The following is a 16,365-nucleotide window of genomic DNA, read 5'->3' as shown; positions in this document are numbered from 1 at the left end:
CGCCCACCCCCTGGGGATCTTCTGATCCCCCGGGGGCTGGTCGGCCCTGCCTGAAGGGCCTTGCGCATGGCCGTCACAACCACCGCGGTGTTCAACCGCCCGGCCTGCCCGTTCACCACGACGCCATCCGGCAGCCACCCGCTGACCAACGAGGTCGAAGCTCGCCTCGCGCCCAGCGACTTCGCCGTGGGCTGCTGCCCGGCACGGCGCCGCAACGAGAAACAGGCGCCGGAACGCCAGCCCGCCCAATCCGCCGCGACAAACAGCCCCGACCTGGAGCTGAGCAGACCGGCCCACGATCCGCACTCTCTGAAGGGCACTCCTGATGAAAGACTCCCCGGTCCGGGAACAGGCCGTACGGCTGGCCGCCGTCCTGGAGCACGCCTTCCCCTCAGCGCCGCCGATCGACCCCGGCGCCGCCCAGGAGATCGGTGCTCTGGAGCTCCTGCTCCTGACCCCCAACGACCTTCGCACCTTCATCGAGGACCGCTACGCCAAGCACGCCCTGCGGGTCCGCGTCACCGGCACCCTCGACCGGCGGCTGGTGCTTCTGGAGGCCGGCGGCGGCCGCTGGACCCTGGCCGACCTGTCCGGCCGCCCGCACTCCGACAGGGCCTGGCCCGAGTGGACCCGCTCCCGGCTCCTGATCGACCAGCCGGACTCCTGGCTCTCGGCCGCCGTGCTCGACGAGAGCACGGCGGAACGCCTCAGCAAACCCGACGTGCTGCTCGCGGCGCTCTATCACCCCGAGAACTTCCCCCTGCCCCGCTTCCCGCTCGGCATCAGCGACGTGGCCCGAGCCGCGCGTGCCACCATGACCGGCACCGTCTCCCTTGTCGACATGCAGCTGGGCACCACCCTGGAGGACCTCCTCAAGCAGGTCACCACCGCGCCCCCGGACATCCTCGGCATCAGCGCCACCTTCGGCCAGCACGACCTCCTCGAAGACACCCTCGACGCGGCCTACGCGTTAGCCGAGCCGCCTGTGGTGATCGCCGGGGGCAGCCTGGTGGCCCGCAACGAGGGCCTGCTCCTGGCGAAGTACCCGAAGCTCCTCATCGCACGGTCGGCCGGCGAGCCCACCATGCAGGGCCTCCTGGCCCACTGGCACGGTGAGATCGCCCTCACCGACATACCCGGGCTCGGCTACAACGGCGCCCCGCGCGGAGGCGGACTCGGCATCGCAGCCCGCCGGACGGCCAAGCTCCGCGCCGCCGTCGCCGCCGCCGACATCCTGCCCGAGCTCGACCTCCTCCGCCTCACCCTCCAGATGCACGGGGTGGCCCAGCTGGAGATGAGCCGGGGCTGCACCAACACCTGTTCCTTCTGCCCGCGGGGGCACAAGGGCATCTGGAACGGCCCCGACCCGCTGGCCGGCTGCTGGATCCTGGCCTGGATCCGCCGCGTCTTCGACGAGTTCCCCCAGGTCTCGCGGACCGCATACCTGGTCGATGAGGAGATCATCGGCCGCGGCGAACAGGTCGTGCCCCGCATCCTGGCCCTGGCCGCCGCGTTCCACCGGGCGGGCTTCCGCTGGGAGTCGAGCTGCCGCATCGACCAGGTCACGCACCCCGACATGGACGAGACCTGGCACATCGAGCGGGCCGCCATGTGGCGCACGCTGATGGACCTGGGGCTGCGCCGGATGCTCTTCGGCGTGGAGTCGGGCGTGGACTCCATCCTGGACCGGTTCAACAAGGAGAACACCGCCGAGCAGAACGCGGTCGCGATCCGCACACTGTCCGCGCTGGACGTGCCCACCCGCTACACCTACATCACTTTCGACCCGCTGATGACGCTGGAGGAGCTGAAAGAGACGCACGCCTTCCAGGGCCGCACCGATCTGCTACTGCGGCCGCAGCCCGGGCTACCGGCTGCCGACATCGTGCGCGGAGTGCGCGATGACGGGTGGGTCGCCGAGCACACCACCGGCCGGCCGCTGCACACCGGGATCAGCTACATGCTCGTCAGCATGGAGTCCCTCATCGGCGCCGCGTACACCCGGATGGCCGCGGCCGAGGGCCTCACCGGGGCGGAAGAGCCGCTGATGGGCCGGGTCGCCTGCCGGTACCTGGACTGGCGCATCGGCGTGGCCAGCAACTGGGCGCAGCGCTGGGTGGACCGCCACTTCACCCTCGACTACACCTTCAAGAGCCTGGAGAAGATCCTCGACAATGCACCGCGGCGTGCCGTCCGGCGGGCCCGCGTCGTGCTGAAGGACGCCGCCTACCAGGTTCTGGGCGACCTGATCGCCGCGATCGAACAGCACGACCTGGAGCAACCGGAGCAGGAACAGGTGCTCGCCTCGCGGATCGAGGCGGCGCTGGAAGAGCGAGCCGGGAGTCTGCGCGGGCAGATGGCTTACACGGTGCGCGAGGTCACGACGTACCTCACCGGAGAGCACGCGGCCACGCTGGCCCGGGTGTACGGCCGGTGGGAGGCGGCGGCCGGCTGGGAGCTGATCAACGAAGGGGACTCGTGCGCGAACTGAGCCGGCGCCGAGCCTGGGTGCCCCGGCGCGCTGCCGCAGGCGGGGCACCCAGGCCCTCGCGCTCACGCGCCGACGGTCTTCTCCGGGATCGGCACCCAGTTGAACTCTGGGCAGAAGCGGGCGTACGTGGTCAGCTTCCAGGTCGCGTATTCCTCGGTCCGGCCCGAGCTGCGCAGCAGGTGCTTGACCCAGGTGTGCGCGATGCGCTCGTCCAAGGTCATGGTCACGTCGATCTGGTCGAGCATCCGGCAGGCGACGGCGAAGTCCTCGACCGTGAGCGCGCTCAGGTCGATCTCGATGCCGTCCAGCTTGAAGGAGAACACGAGCCGGGAGGTGGAGTAGCGGGTCTTGCGCTCGCCCAGGAACGTCGTGTGCGGTGCGAGGGCCGCCCGCAGGCGGGCGCGGTCCTCGGCCGGGTAGCCGATGCCCAGGTCCAGGTCCGAGGTCTCCAGGTTCAGGCGGGTGCCGAAGGAGCCGACATCGCGGGGCTTGTGTCCGGTCCACTCGCTGATCATGGCGGCCGCGGCGGCGCGCACTTGCTCCAAGCGGTTGTCGTGGACGCGCATCTGCTCGTAGAAGGCGCGGGCGCAGGCGAACTCGGTGTCAGTGAAGTCGCCGCGGTCGGCCCAGCGCCGCTCGGTGATCGCGCTCAAGTGAAGTTCGGTGGAGGGAGGTTGTGTCGTCACGCGAGGCACCATACTCACTCCCTGAATCGATTCATCAGCATTTGCTACTAATTGAGAGTTAAGAGGTACTTCCTGTGGGTACTCCCTCCTCCATCGCGCGCCGCACGCTCGCCCGCGGCTTGTCCGTTCATCCGATCGGGATCGGCGCCTGGGCCGTGGGCTGCTCCGACGACAACCTCGGGCTGCCCATGGGCTGGGGCACGGCCGACGACACCGCATCGCGTCGCGGCCTGGAGAGGGCTTGCGAGCTCGGCGCCAACCTCATCGACACCGCCGACGTGTACGGGCACGGGCACTCCGAGCGGATCATCGGTGACTTCGTCGCCACCGTCCCCCGCGACACCGTGGTGCTGTCCTCCAAGGTCGGCTACCACCGGGGCACCGCCCGGCACGCCTACCTCCCCTCGGCCATGCGCCGCCAGCTAGAGACGAGCCTGGAGAACCTGCGCACCGACCGTCTCGACATCTACTTCTTCCACAACGCCGACTTCGGCGAAGACGACCGCTACCTGGAGGAGGCCGTCGCCCAGATGCGCGACTTCCAGCGCCAGGGCCTGGTCACCGCGGTCGGGATGCGCGGCCCACACCGCCACGCCACTGAGCGGGTCACCGTCGCCAAGGAGAAGCGCGAGGACAAGTACGCCCGGTTCGCCTACCTCGCCGAGCAGATCCGCCCGGACTACCTCGCGGCCCGGTACAACGCCCTGACCCCGCCGCCCGCCGACGGCCGGCCCGACATCTTCGCCCTCGCTTCCTCACTCGGCGCGAGCGTGCTGATCAACAAACCGCTGGCCCAGGGCCTGCTCACCGGCAAGTACGATCCCGAGCACCCGCCCGTCTTCACACCCGGCGACCACCGGCTGCGCAAGGCATGGTTCACCCCGCAGGCGCTGCGGATCATCCAGGATGGTCTCGGCCCGCTCCGGGAGCGCTTCGGCGACAGCCCGGCCGCCCTGACGCGTGTCGCGCTCCAGGCGTGCCTGCAGCGCGCCGAGAACGCCGCGGTCCTCGTCGGCTTCACCCGCCCCGAGCAGGTCACCGAGAACCTGACGGCCGTCGGCATCCCGCTGACCGGCGACGAGCTCGCCTTCGTCCGCGACACCCTCGGCCGCCTCCAGAAGACCCTGGACGCGCACAGCGAGGTCTTCCTCGACGAGAAGGAAGCCGGCCGATGAACCCCGCCGCAGAGCAGCTGTCCCTGCTCGCCACCGACGAACCCGCCCACCAGCCGGCCACCGACGCCGTGCGGCTGCTCCTGTTCAACGCCCAGCACGCTTCCCCGGAGCGCTCGCGCCGCCAGGCCGAATGGATCGCCGGCCAGGAGGACGCCGATATCGCCGTCCTCACCGAGGTGTCCTCCACCCAGGGCGGCGACGCCCTCGTCACCGCGCTCACCGAGCGCGGGTACGCAACCGTGATCGCTCCCCAGCCATCCACGCCCGACTACCGCACGGTCATGGCCTGCCGTACCGCCGACGTCCGGCCGGTCCCCAGCCCGGTCACCGTCACACCCCATCGCGCCCCGGCGGCCCGCGTCACCGTCGGCGGCCACGACATCGGAGTGCTGGGCCTGTATGTGCCCTCCCGCGGGCCAAAGGGGCAGCGCAACGTCGCCAAGCGCGCCTTCCAGGAGGCGGTCACCGAGGGCCTGCCGCACCTGCTCGCCACCTTCCCGGACATGCCCGTCATCGTGGCCGGGGACCTCAACGTCATCGAGCGCGGGCACCAGCCCCCGCACAAGGTGTTCGGCGAGTGGGAGTACGCCTTCTACGACTCGTTCCAGGCCGCCGGCCTGATCGATGCCTTCCGCCGTCTCCGCCCCGACGAGGTCGCCCACTCCTGGTTCGGGCTCACGGGCAACGGCTTCCGCTTCGACCATCTCTTCGTCTCCACAACCCACGCTGAGCGTGTCCTGACCTGCGACTACCACCAGGAAGCCCGTGAAGCGGGGCTAACCGACCACGCGGTCATGACGCTGCGCCTGGGCCTGCCATCCACCCCGGGCGAACAAGGTGAAGCCCCAGCGACGGGCGCTGGCTGACAGCCGACCGCCGCAGCGACCGAACGTCGGCGTTTCGGCCAACCGCCCCCGAGCCGCGGGCCTTGCGCGACAAGGGTCGATGCACTGCGCACCCTCGGAAAGCCGCTGAATCACAGGGTGCACAACGTGTCCCAAAGGAACAGGTGCTCGAAATCATGCGGCGTCGTTGAACACGGCGACGCCACCACCACGTCCACGAGCGGGGAACACATTGATGCCAGTCGAACCAGACAGCGACAAGATCGCGAGCGGCCTGAAGGCCGAAGCCACGGACAACGTTTCGGACGCCGAGCGGGAGCTGTACGGTGGCCGACTGCGCTACGACCAGTCCTACGTCCGGCACGAAGGCCCGCTGACCCGGCTGAGGTTCGTGCAGATGGCGGCCGCGTTGCCGCACATGGTGGGCATGGTGCTGCGCACCGGCTGGAAGGCGGACCGGCGCGCGCTGATGGGGGTGGTGGCGGCCGAGCTCGGACAGGGCGTGACGACCGCGTGGGGCTTGGTGGCGGTCAACGGCGTCCTTGCACAGTTGTTCGCCGACGGTCCCACCGTGGACAAGCTCCGCGACGCTCTGCCGTCCCTCGTGGCGCTCACGGTCGCGGCGGTGGCCGGCGCCGTGCTGTCGGCGTGGTCGACGGCGATGTCGGGGCGGCTGGAGCCGCAGGTGGAGCGGGCGGTCTCCGCCCGGTACTACACGGCCGTCACTGGTGTGGAGGTGGAGGCGACCGAGCGGCCGGAGGTCCAGCGGATCCTGGAGGCGGGGAAGTTCGGCACGAACTCGGCCCGCAGCATGCTGAGGCTGTCGGTCGGCGTCGGCAACGTGGTGATCGGCATGGCGGCGGCCGCGGTCGTGCTCGCCGCGCTGCACTGGGCGCTGCTCCCGATGCTGCTGGCGATCGCGCTGCCCAAGGGGTGGGGCGCGGTCCGCTCCGCGCGCCGTGACTACCTCTCCAGGATGAACTGGGTCGACCACCGCCGAGCGATCGCCTCCCTGCTCGCCTACCTGACCCGCCCGCACGCCGCCGGGGAGATCCGCGTGCACGCCGCCGGTGCGAAGCTGCTCTCCAGCTACGAGGAGATGTCGAGGCAGACGGAGACGGAGCAGCGGCGCCTGGCCCGGGCGCAGGCGTCCACGGATCTGGTCGCGGGCGGGTTCGCCGGTGTGGCGTCGCTGGCCTGCTACGGGGTGCTGTGGTGGCTGCTGTCGACCGGTGGTCTGCCGCTCGCAGTCGGCGGGACGGCGGTGATCGCCATCCGTACGTCGACGGCGCGCCTCACGTCCCTGGTGCAGCAGGTCAACCGGCTGTACGAGGAGCTGCTGTTCCTCACCGACACCGAGGACGCCATCAAGGTGGCGGGCGAGAACGCGATCCCGCTCACCGGTACCCCGCTTCCCGCACCGGTGCAGGAGGTGAGGACGGAGGCGGTCTCCTTCACCTACCCGGGCGCCGACAGCCCCTCCCTGACGGGCGTGACCGTGAGCGTGCCGCGGGGGAAGGTGACGGCCCTGGTGGGTGCGAACGGTTCGGGGAAGACCACTCTCACGAAGGTGCTGGCCGGGCTGCTGCTCCCCACTGAGGGGGACGTGTGGTGGGTGGGCGAGTCGGGCGAGCGGGTCGAGCTGCGGGAGGCGGCCCGCGCCCAGATCTTCGCCGAAGTCGGTCTGCTGGCGCAGGACTTCCCGCGCTGGGAGATGACGGCGGCCGCGAACGTGGCCATCGGTGCCGGCGATCGTGCTCGGGACATGGGCCGCGTCCGCAAGGCCGCCGACGAGGCGGACGTGCTCGAACTGGTCGAGGGCCTGCCGCACGGCTGGGACTCGATCGTGTTCAAGGGCTACGAGCGCGGTGTCCAGCTCTCTGGAGGCCAGTGGCAGAAGCTGGGGTCCGCTCGAACAAGGTACCGGCAGGCGCCGTTCTTGCTGGTCGACGAGCCGACCAGCGCCCTCGATCCCCATGCGGAGATCGCCGCGTTCGAGGGGCTGTGGTCCCTGGCCGAGGAAGGGCAGGCGGTCGTGCTCGTCACCCACCGGCTCGCCGCGACCATGCACGCCGACCACATCTACGTCCTTGATCAAGGCTGTGTCGTCGAGGACGGCACCCACGAGGACCTGATGTCCCACACGGGGGGCCTGTACCAGGGAATGTTCACCGCCCAGGCCGCCCAGTACGGACTGGCGTCGACGACCGGCAAGCTTCCCGGCCCCCGAGGCATCCAGCCGTCCGACCACGGTGCGGCGAGCTGACCCACCAGCGCGACTTTCACAGCCCGGCCCTCAGCACCACCCGCCCCTACGTCGAAGGCGAGACGACGCTCATGCCCCAGCCTCCTCCTCGATGCGCAAGACCGGGACTGCTGCACGTATAGGTAGCAGTCTGGCCTGCTCCACGGTTTGGGTTCCAGCTTGATCTACTTCACCTTGCAGGCCACCGCACGAGCACTGGCCGCAGTCGTCGCAGGGCACGCACGCTTGCTGGTTGGCTGGAGGTATCGCCTCGAGGTTCACGGAGAGGACAAGACCCAAGCCGTGGTCCTCGAGTACACCGACTGCGGTGAGTTCTGCAAGGACTGGTAGCAGCGCGTCCGAGTTGGCCAGGCCTACAGCGCGGGCAGTGCGGTCCAGGTCGAATGTGTCGCTGCCCTCGTCGACCTGTTGGTTTGAGGCGAGGACGGCGTAGGTAAGGCGGGCGGTGGGGCTCAGGTCCTGATTGAGAAGGGTGACGGCGTCGACCAAGACGACGAGGGGTGTCGGCGGTAGACGCGGACGATGAGCCTCCTTCGGCGGAGGCGGCCCGCCGTGTTCGGGCCGCCATGTTGTGGAATCGCCGGGCGCGCGGATCTGTTTCAGACCTGTGGGGTTCAGCGCACCCGGCCGACCGCCCCTGGAGAGCCGCGAAGTACCGCCGCCTTGTGGCGACCGCACGGCGCCCAGTCGGTGCCGGCCGAGGGTGGACCTTCACCCGCGAGAAGTGCGCGGGTTCGCGGATTCCTGGACGCCACAGCGCCGGAACTCACGCGTGATGCTGTCCGTTCAGTGCCACCCGCGGCCGAGTTCCAGACGTGTTAAGAATGCGACTCAGCTGATCCGAGGGAGAGCAAGGTGGCATCAGGCAGCAGCAAGATCGTCAAACTGCCACTGACAGCTCTTGGTAGCCGTCCGCGCAACTGCCCTTCTGAGGCCCAGGGCGCCTGGAACTACCTTGCCGGCGCGCATGCAAGCGTCTCAGGGCTGTTCGACACCCTCCACGTCCTTCGGCTGAAATCCGCGGAGGAGAGTGATCCACGGGGCAGGTTGTCGCACGACCAGACAGATCAGCTGCGGGCAGCGCTCGTCTTCAGCTCCTCGGGATTGGACGCGTGTCTGCGTCGACTCCTGCGCGACGCACTTCCAGTGCTCGTAAACGGCAACAACGACGCAGAAGGCAAGTTCAAGGCGTTCGTGAATGAGCAACTCAACGGCACGAAGGCACCGAAACACATCCGAAGCGCCCTAATCGACCGGGACCCAAGGTCGCGCCTGATCGAGGCCTATGTCGATGCACTGACCGGATCGAGCCTCCAGCAGGTGTCAGACCTGCACAAGGTGAGGGACGCCCTGGGGATAGCTCCCACCGACGTCCCCGACGCCGTGATCCAGAAGCTCGGCCCGTTCTTCGCGGCCCGGAACGAGGTCGCGCACGAGCTTGATCTCGTAGATCCGAGTGGCAGGGGAACGACAACACGCCGCGGCCGCGAGATGGCTGACGTCAGAGATCAGTGTGACGAGGTCCTTCTCCAGGTCAGGGAGTTCGTTCGCCGCTCGGCAAAACTGATCCGCCAGTGCTGAAGATCACGATCACCACACCTTCGGTCAGGTGACCGAGGGCTGAGGTGGGGAACCTGGCGGAGTCGCGTGCTTGCAAGTCTGAGAATCTTGGTCATAAAATCACCACCATGCTCAGACCCGAGGATGCACGGTTCATCACGGAGGCCATCACGCCTCTCACCACCCCGCTCCACGAGGCCCTAGAGGAGGGGCGGCAGAACGCGAACGATCACTACGATCGCCACAAGATGACGGACAGGCGCTTCCTCAAGGGCCGAACTGACCTGACGCGAGACCACGCACTGGCCTACCTCCTGAAGCAGGACCTCGCTGGCTGGAGACCCTCACGTAGGGGAGGTGGCCGCATTCATCTCTCGCAGAACGCGATGACCATTCGACTGCTTCACAGATCGCCATTCGGCGACGCGGTGCCTCCGCCGGGGAAGAACAGGGCTCGCATAAACTATTACCGGAATCCAGCACCTGACCTCATCGGCGTGGAATCCAGTCAACTAATCGCAGTGTGGGATGTTGACGAAAAGGGCGAAATGGCCATTCGCGTCGTGCGCCCAACCAAGACTTTTAGGGCTGGCGCAATCTCGACTTCGGACTACGACCTGCTCCTGCCGCGCAACGCGGAGGACCTTTCCAATCTTAAGTTCATCCCGAGCGACGAAGAAATCGAGCTTGGGTTTCTGTTCGAGGACGACGAAGAACAAGAAGAAGGCGAAGAGGGAAGTGCTTGATACCGGTGCGCGACTGCGCACACTCCGAATGCTCATGGGGCTGACCCAAAAGGAACTTGAGGGCATCGCCGGAGTGACGCAGTCGATGATCTCCGGCATCGAGAGGGGAGACAAGACTGCCAGTGAGGAGACGCTAATCGCAGTCGCCAACGCCACAGGGACTCCGCATAGTTTCTTCCTCGTCGACCCGGACGATCTCCCAACAGACACCCTGCACTTCCGCAAGAAGGGCAGTGCGCCAGCCAAGGAAGTTGATCGGGTCAAGGCCACGGCGCGGGAGGCGTATCGCGTGGCCGCCCAGCTCATCAGGGAGACGCGCATGCGGCGGCTTCCTCTACCGCGGGCGGAGGGGGAGATCGATGACACAAGAATTGAGACTCTTGCAGCGGAAACCCGGGATGCTCTCGGCGTCGCGCGTGACGGAATCCTAAAGCATGTGATTCGGACTTGCGAGCGCGCCGGAATCCCCGTTGTTCCCCTAGTACTCGTTGACGGATCCGGAGAGCAGGAAGATGTCGCCATCGGGCATTCCGGTGTTTCATGCTGGAGGGGCGTATCCGACCCTCAACTGATCTCCTATTTTGGCACGGACGCCGGGGACCGGCAGCGTTTCACTGTCGCCCACGAGTTGGGGCATCTCGTGTTGCATCCGGCCCGGCGGACCATCTCAGCAAAGCAAGCAGAGGCGGAGGCTCACCGGTTCGCAGGTTCCTTCCTCATCCCGGAAGAGCAGGCGCGCGAGGCTCTTGGCGGGAATTTCACCTTGCGGAACTTGGCCGTCCTAAAGGCCAATTGGGGCATCTCAATGCAAGCGTTGATCGAAAGGGCATTTAGACTCGGTCTCATTGACAGCACTCGTCGATCAAGCCTCTATCGACAGATGGCAACTAATCAGTGGAGGTCCCGTGAGCCCGTGACCGTACATCCGGAACAGCCTGCCCTCATGCGCATGATGATGACACGTCGTTTTGGTGCGTCCCCGTCGCCGCGTCGTGCTGCGGAGGAGCTTGGACTGCACCCCGTTCTTATGCGGTCGCTCGCACCCGAGAATTCCACGCGGCCGGAGAGCGCTTCCGGTGGCGAGGTAGTCAGCCTGCACGGTCGGCGCAGGGATCTTCAACGCGCGTAGAGGCTGGTCGTCATCCCGACTCTTCGTCGCAGATCACCTGGGCAGTTTCGCAGTGCGTTCAGGATGGGCGGCAGAGATGTAGCGCATGGCGGTGGTGTCGCTGATGCCGAACAGTCGCATGAGGCGAAGAGAGTCGGCGGATTTGCGGGCTTCATGGAGGATGCGGTCCTGACGGAGCTGTGACATCGAGGCGTCCAGTTCACGAAAGGTCTTCTTGGGCATGGCGCTGGTGACAGGTGGGTGCTCGAAGTGCATCGCGCTCTGCTGGCTGACCAGCAGGTAGGGGTTGGTGGAGCCGGGCCAGCGGCGGTGCCGTTCGGTGAGCCACTCCGTGGCCATGGTCTGGGTGAACTCTTCAAGGTAGACGATGTGGCGTCGCAGGCCGCGCCGGACGACGAGGTGTCCCTTGGCGAGGTCGAGGTCGGCCGTCAGGAGGTGCCGAATCTCGTGAGGGGGCAGGGCGTGGACGGCGACGAGGGCGAGGGCGAGCGCGAGTCGTCCGGCCGTGCTGTTCGAGCGGTCGAGGAGCCCGGCGAGGACGTCGGAGGGGGGAAGGCGGAAGGGTCTGGACGCTGCCGACGACCACGCCGATCACGCCGCCTCAACCGCGACCACGAACGCCGCCTCGACCACCACGCCCAGATGGTGTGGTGGGCCGCCGTGATCAGGCTTTCGCGCCGGATGGCCGGCGACGCTCCGCGCTGGCCGGAGAAGCGTCCCGGCCGACCGCCTCGGGCGCGGGCATGAACCGTGCGTCCTTCACCCGCACCAGCCAGCCCCGCTTCTCCAGCACGTAGGCACGGTGCCGGATCTTCTCCACCTCGTTCTTGATCTCCGCTTCCCGACCCACCGCCCGCTCACCACCGCTGGGGGCTTTCACGATCCATCCGTCCACGGCAAGGTCTTCCAGGTCCAGGCCGATGGCCTGGTCATAGGCATCGAGCGCCGCCTGGTGCAGGGAGGCGAAGACTCCGGCGGCAATCCACTCGTCCCGGCGGGACCGCAAGGTGGTCGCAGAATCCCGGTGGTCGGCGTGCTGTTGGTAGGTGTGCCGCCCAGCCACGAGCCGGGCCAGGAGTTTGTCGAAGGCGATCCTGTCTGGGACTCGGGGGCGATGGCACCCCAGCGGATGGGTGATCTGCTGGTGCGGGACCAGTGTGTGGAACTGGCCCCACAGGGGTTCGGTGATGAAGGAGGGCAGGACGGGCACGTGACCTTCTGCTGAGCGAATGGCGATCGTGGGCCGTTCTCCAGGGCTGTGTCCGCCCAGCTTGAGGGTCGGACGGGCACAGCCCTGTTCGAGGTCAGTTGATCGATTCCGCTGTTACAGCAGTGGGCACGGAGATCCGCCAGGTGACGAACCCGGCCACGGCGAGTCCGGCGAGGGCCAGGAAGCTACTGGCGAGGAAGGAATCGGTGCCGTTCAAGGCGGGGGCGAAACCGATGCCGACGTACAGCGTGATCCCGGTGGAGCCGCCCAGTTGGTCGGCGGCTCGCTGGACGCCGGAGGCGATGCCGGCGTCCTCTTCGGTCACGCCGGTGACTGCGATGTACTGCAGCCCGACGATCCCGAGCCCCATTCCGGCGGCGATGAGCAGCATGGCCGGAATCATCGCCAGGCCGGTAGCCCCGAAGTGTGAGACCAGGGCAATGGCGGCCATGGCCAGCGCGGTGCAGCAGATCCCGGCCAGGACACAGAGCCGAGCACCCCAGCGTTCGAGTACCCGGGGGACCAGCACCGAGGCCGCAATCAGAGACACAGCCAAGGGCAGCATCGTCACACCAGCCTGGAGCGGGCTGGCACCCAACCGGCCCTGAAGGTAGTACGTGAACAGCAGGAACGAGGTGGACAGTGCCGCGCTCACCAAAGCGGTGGCAAGGTTGGCCAGGACCCGGGGCCGGTTGCGGAAGAACCGCAGCGGCACGAGCGGATTGCGTGAGCGTCGCTCCACCCTGGCGAACAGGGCTCCGGCCACCGCCGCGCCCGCCAAAGCCGCCGGCGCAAGCCAGGACGCGGTGCCGTTCCCTTCACCTGCTTGGACGATTCCGAAGGTAAAGAGCAGCGGAGCCGCGATCAACAGAAACGAACCGGGAAGGTCCAATGTCGTCCTCCCGATGGGCCGTTCACCCGGCACAAGGAAAATCGCAGCCAGGAGTACGACCAGGATGAACGGCACGGACACTAGGAAGATCCACCGCCAGCCGAGGAGTTCGGTGATGAACCCGGAGACCACGAACCCGAGGACGAGGCCGCAACTGGCTACGGCCGCCCACACGCTCAACGCCCGTGACCTGCACGGACCTTCCGGGAAGATGAGCACGAGCACCGACATCGCAGCAGGAAGCGCGATGGCCTCACCGGCCCCCTGCAGCAGCCGGGCCGTTACTAGCAGGACGAAGGACGGCGCGAGTCCGGCCAGCAGAGATGCGGCACCGAAGACTGTGGTGCCGCACAGAAGGACGCGGCGCCTGCCCAGCACGTCGCCCAGCCGCCCACCGAGCATCAACAGCCCGCCGCCGGTGATCGTGTATCCGACCACCACCCAGGTCAGCACATGACCGTCGACGCCGAAGTCGGCGCCGATCGAGGGCAGGGCGACATTGACCACCGTCACGTCGACCGCGATGAAGAACTGCAGCATGGCCATGCAGCACAGCACCAGCCGTGCACGCACCGGGGACGAGCCGTCCCGGCACGCAGAGAGAATGCCTGAAATCACCAAGTGCTCCGTTGCTCAGAAGAAGTTCCGAGCAGCACCAACGTGCCGCTTCGGTTCGACTACGAAGCGACGACACGTTCTACAGAAGTTGAGAGAGACGCCCCGCCGCTAGCGGAGCGTCCTCGTCACCGCGGCACAAGCCGCGCACGAAGAAGCAGACATGGCGCCGATGCTACCGGAGCCGACGACAGAGTGATCCTCGATTTTCCAACGCTCCGCCACGGTGTCGCGCTGCCCAAGCACCACGCCTATCCGCGCGACCTCTTATGCGATCGCTGGCGAGTTTCGGGCCTCCGGCGTTGCACCGCCGGAGACCCTCCGCCTCTTCTCGCGGGTGGGGTTGGCACCGCGAGCGACCACGGACAGTACGTCCACCCTCTGCCACAGTCCAGGAAATCTGTGTCAGTTCAGCGCAGAGCCCCTGCTGCGCATCAGACACCTTATGCCGCCAGGCCCAGCAGGGCCAGCAGGTCCGCAGTCACCACCCGGTAGGCGTTCCCGAGCCGGAGCACCTTGCAAGGGTACTGGCCGCGCTTGGCCAGCTCGTACCCCTTGCTCCGCCCGAGCCCCAGCGCCCGGTTACCTGTATCCAGGTCAACAGCGGCAGGAAGCTCCAGAAGCTCCTCGCGGGTCATCCCCTTCACCCGATTGGCGACTTCAATTTCACGCATGCGTGCTCCATTCACGACTGAGCCCACGGCGAACACGGCCATTGCATTCGTCTCCAGCTCTTGGAAACAAGACTAAGCGAGTTAATGTGTCTACATGACACAGCGTCGAAGCCACCATAGAGAGAAGAAGGCCGTCGACGAGGGCGATGTCCCGGAGTGGGTGGACCAGGTGATGGCCACCGTGGCCGCCGAGATCCACAGGCGACGGAAGGAACTGGGTTGGAGCGCGCAGGACTTGGCCGAGAAGTGCGCGGAGATTGGCCACTCGATTCCCCGCAACGTCATCGCCAACATGGAATCCGGCCGCCGCTCCAACCTGCCACTGGTCGACGTCATCGTGCTGGCCGAGGCACTGAACGCCCCGCCCGTCTGCCTGCTCTACCCCGTCGGCTACGTCAAGGACGTTCAGCGACTCCCGCTCCAGAACTTCACATCCACCTTGAACGCCCTGCGCTGGTTCACCGGGGAGGAAACCGCTCTCGGCGCGGACGACGACAGGCTCCGCTACTTCCGCGCCCATCACGCCGCACAAGACCGCCTGCGCCAGGCGCAACAGGACGAAGAGCATGCCCGCTACCAGGCCAAGACCGCCCCGAACACAAACCGCAGGGCTGAGGCTTTGCGGGCCCAGGCACACGCCGCCGAGGCCGCCGAGGAAGCCCTGAGCCGCCTGCACAGGGTCCGAGCTTTCCTCGAGGACGGGGGCGTCTCAGTCCCGCACCTCTGGCCCGATGTGGTCAGCGCGTTCGAGTCGCCCGAGAGCGGCTCCGACACCACCGAGGAGAATGGTTTTTGAAGGGCTCCACGCACCGCCGCTGCTACTGCCGCGACCCGAAGACCGGCAAGCCGCTCGGCAAGAACTGCCGGAAGCTCTCCAGCCGCAAGCACGGTTCGTACTCCATCCGCCAAGAGCTGCCGTCCCAGGGGGATGGAACCCGTCGCTCCTTCAGCCGCGCCGGCTACGAGTCGCTCAAAGAGGCCCAGGCCGACCTGGACCACATACGCACGCTGATCGGTCTCGCCGCTTCCGATGACCCGGACAGCGTCGCCCGCCTCGTCGCCATGCTGGAAGAAGTCGCGTCCGAGAAGGCGCCGCTGCCGGAGATCGACCAGACCCGTCGGCGTCTGAACGCCGGTCTCCCCCTGCGCGGCAGTCTCACCGTCGACGCGTGGCTCGACACCTGGTTCGCTGCGAAGAAGCGCCGCAAGACCACGCTGAACGGCTACGCCTCCCACATCCGCATACACCTCAAGCCCCGCATCGGATCCATCCGCCTGGACCGGCTCAACGTCGGCCATCTGGTCGAGATGTTCGACGGCATCGCGGACGACAACGAGGCCATCCGCGCCGAGAACCTGGCCCGCCGCGAACAGATCGCGCGCTGCAAGCCTTCCAAGGCGGGCAGGCCGATCACTGCCGAGCGCGAGCGCTTGGCAGTCGAGCGGGCCGAGCTCGCCGAAATGAAGCCGTTCCGGAAGACGACCGGCGCCTCCAGTCAGCAGGCGATCCGTCGTACGCTGCGGGCCGCGCTCAACGCTGCGATCGCCCAGCAGCTCCTCACGTTCAACCCTGCCTCCCACGTAGAGCTCGAATCGGGCCGACGACCGAAGCCCCTCCTCTGGACGGCGGAACGCGAGCGGCGCTGGCGCGAGACGGGCGAGATTCCCGGCCCGGTCATGGTCTGGATGCCGCAGCACTTCGGCGCATTCCTCGACGCTGCCGAGAAGGACCGTCTGTACCCGCTCTTCCACCTCATGGGCACGCGCGGACTGCGGCGCGGTGAGGCGGTCGGCCAGGACTGGCACGAGATCGACCTCGACGCCGGCCTCATCACACCGGCCAAGGAGTTGGTCGTCGACGGCTGGGATGTCTACGAGTCCGAGCCCAAGACCGACGGAAGTGCTGGCACGATCGCCCTCGACAGCGCCAACATCGCCGTTCTGCGCGAACACAGGGTGCGCCAGGACGAGGAGCGGAAACCAAGGTCATTGCGTGATCGCGATCTGTCCGGGTTGATCACGTAAGGCCCAGAGCTGTCAGAGGCCGCCGGTGGTCGCGGCCGGTGTGCCGGAGGG

Annotated in this window: 13 protein-coding genes and 2 pseudogenes; 9 read left to right on the top strand and 6 right to left on the bottom strand. The window is 67.5% G+C overall.

What is annotated here, in order from left to right; genetic code table 11:
* The first annotated feature begins 325 nt into the window (after positions 1-325).
* On the top strand, positions 326-2,491 hold the full coding sequence (locus H300_RS0120005) for a radical SAM protein (RefSeq protein ID WP_106966886.1): 2,166 nt from the start codon (positions 326-328) through the stop codon (positions 2,489-2,491).
* 62 nt (positions 2,492-2,553) lie between these two features.
* Here the strand turns inward: H300_RS0120005 and H300_RS0120000 are convergent, their stop codons facing one another.
* Positions 2,554-3,177: a hypothetical protein gene (locus H300_RS0120000; RefSeq protein WP_028428831.1), complete on the bottom strand. Its 624-nt coding sequence runs from the start codon at positions 3,175-3,177 to the stop codon at positions 2,554-2,556.
* A gap of 74 nt (positions 3,178-3,251) precedes the next feature.
* Between H300_RS0120000 and H300_RS0119995 the strand changes: the two genes are divergently transcribed.
* The 3 genes from H300_RS0119995 to H300_RS0119985 all read left to right on the top strand — a co-directional run bounded on the left by H300_RS0119995 (position 3,252) and on the right by H300_RS0119985 (position 7,463).
* A complete protein-coding gene (locus tag H300_RS0119995; RefSeq protein ID WP_051270237.1) occupies positions 3,252-4,352 on the top strand; it encodes an aldo/keto reductase in 1,101 nt (366 codons plus the stop codon).
* Positions 4,349-5,218 carry an endonuclease gene (locus H300_RS0119990; protein ID WP_028428829.1) on the top strand — a complete coding sequence of 290 codons (870 nt, stop codon included), beginning with the start codon at positions 4,349-4,351 and terminating at the stop codon, positions 5,216-5,218. Before H300_RS0119995 ends, H300_RS0119990 begins: the two co-directional genes overlap by 4 nt.
* A 214-nt stretch (positions 5,219-5,432) precedes the next feature.
* Positions 5,433-7,463, top strand: a complete 2,031-nt coding sequence (locus H300_RS0119985) for an ABC transporter ATP-binding protein (RefSeq protein WP_078516168.1) — start codon at positions 5,433-5,435, stop codon at positions 7,461-7,463.
* 69 nt (positions 7,464-7,532) lie between these two features.
* Here H300_RS0119985 and H300_RS31620 read toward each other — a convergent pair whose 3' ends face one another.
* Positions 7,533-7,952, bottom strand: a complete 420-nt coding sequence (locus tag H300_RS31620) for a hypothetical protein (protein WP_158678404.1) — start codon at positions 7,950-7,952, stop codon at positions 7,533-7,535.
* A 366-nt stretch (positions 7,953-8,318) separates the two neighbouring features.
* Here H300_RS31620 and H300_RS0119975 point away from each other — a divergent pair, with 366 nt between their 5' ends.
* The 3 genes from H300_RS0119975 (at position 8,319) to H300_RS30585 (ending at position 10,898) form a co-directional block, all read left to right on the top strand.
* Entirely contained in the window at positions 8,319-9,044 is a 726-nt protein-coding gene (locus H300_RS0119975; protein ID WP_028428827.1) for a hypothetical protein, read from the top strand.
* A 107-nt stretch (positions 9,045-9,151) separates the two neighbouring features.
* Positions 9,152-9,769: a hypothetical protein gene (locus tag H300_RS31615; protein ID WP_158678403.1), complete on the top strand. Its 618-nt coding sequence runs from the start codon at positions 9,152-9,154 to the stop codon at positions 9,767-9,769.
* Positions 9,711-10,898, top strand: coding sequence for an XRE family transcriptional regulator (locus H300_RS30585; RefSeq protein ID WP_158678402.1), 1,188 nt, complete (start codon positions 9,711-9,713; stop codon positions 10,896-10,898). The genes H300_RS31615 and H300_RS30585 overlap by 59 nt, the downstream gene beginning before the upstream one ends.
* Positions 10,899-10,931: 33 nt before the next feature.
* Here H300_RS30585 and H300_RS0119965 read toward each other — a convergent pair whose 3' ends face one another.
* The 4 genes and pseudogenes from H300_RS0119965 to H300_RS0119950 all read right to left on the bottom strand — a co-directional run bounded on the left by H300_RS0119965 (position 10,932) and on the right by H300_RS0119950 (position 14,289).
* The gene (locus H300_RS0119965; protein ID WP_486583958.1) at positions 10,932-11,237 is read right to left on the bottom strand and encodes a hypothetical protein; all 306 of its coding nucleotides are present in this window, start codon (positions 11,235-11,237) and stop codon (positions 10,932-10,934) included.
* A gap of 511 nt (positions 11,238-11,748) precedes the next feature.
* Positions 11,749-12,108, bottom strand: a pseudogene (locus H300_RS31935) (transposase family protein); the annotation flags it as partial.
* A gap of 94 nt (positions 12,109-12,202) precedes the next feature.
* On the bottom strand, positions 12,203-13,546 hold the full coding sequence (locus H300_RS0119955) for an MFS transporter (protein ID WP_028428824.1): 1,344 nt from the start codon (positions 13,544-13,546) through the stop codon (positions 12,203-12,205).
* 512 nt (positions 13,547-14,058) lie between these two features.
* Positions 14,059-14,289, bottom strand: a complete 231-nt coding sequence (locus H300_RS0119950) for a hypothetical protein (RefSeq protein WP_028428823.1) — start codon at positions 14,287-14,289, stop codon at positions 14,059-14,061.
* Positions 14,290-14,383: 94 nt separating this feature from the next.
* Between H300_RS0119950 and H300_RS0119945 the strand changes: the two genes are divergently transcribed.
* Entirely contained in the window at positions 14,384-15,085 is a 702-nt protein-coding gene (locus tag H300_RS0119945; RefSeq protein ID WP_028428822.1) for a helix-turn-helix domain-containing protein, read from the top strand.
* A pseudogene (locus H300_RS28090) lies at positions 15,082-16,269 on the top strand (site-specific integrase); the annotation flags it as partial. The gene H300_RS0119945 and the pseudogene H300_RS28090, both read left to right, overlap by 4 nt.
* Positions 16,270-16,365 lie beyond the last annotated feature (96 nt).

It is taken from the genome of Streptomyces sp. TAA040, from assembly GCF_000424845.1.
Note: the sequence above shows the minus strand (reverse complement) of the source record. Positions and strands in the feature narration are given on the sequence as shown.

Coding starts and splice junctions, on each gene's coding strand:
- H300_RS0120005 (WP_106966886.1), top strand. CDS start 326: ATGAAAGACTCCCCGGTCCGGGAACAGGCCGTACGGCTGGCCGCCGTC.
- H300_RS0119990 (WP_028428829.1), top strand. CDS start 4,349: ATGAACCCCGCCGCAGAGCAGCTGTCCCTGCTCGCCACCGACGAACCC.
- H300_RS0119985 (WP_078516168.1), top strand. CDS start 5,433: ATGCCAGTCGAACCAGACAGCGACAAGATCGCGAGCGGCCTGAAGGCC.
- H300_RS31615 (WP_158678403.1), top strand. CDS start 9,152: ATGCTCAGACCCGAGGATGCACGGTTCATCACGGAGGCCATCACGCCT.
- H300_RS0119965 (WP_486583958.1), bottom strand. CDS start 11,237: ATGGCCACGGAGTGGCTCACCGAACGGCACCGCCGCTGGCCCGGCTCC.
- H300_RS0119955 (WP_028428824.1), bottom strand. CDS start 13,546: ATGGCCATGCTGCAGTTCTTCATCGCGGTCGACGTGACGGTGGTCAAT.
- H300_RS0119950 (WP_028428823.1), bottom strand. CDS start 14,289: ATGCGTGAAATTGAAGTCGCCAATCGGGTGAAGGGGATGACCCGCGAG.
- H300_RS0119945 (WP_028428822.1), top strand. CDS start 14,384: ATGACACAGCGTCGAAGCCACCATAGAGAGAAGAAGGCCGTCGACGAG.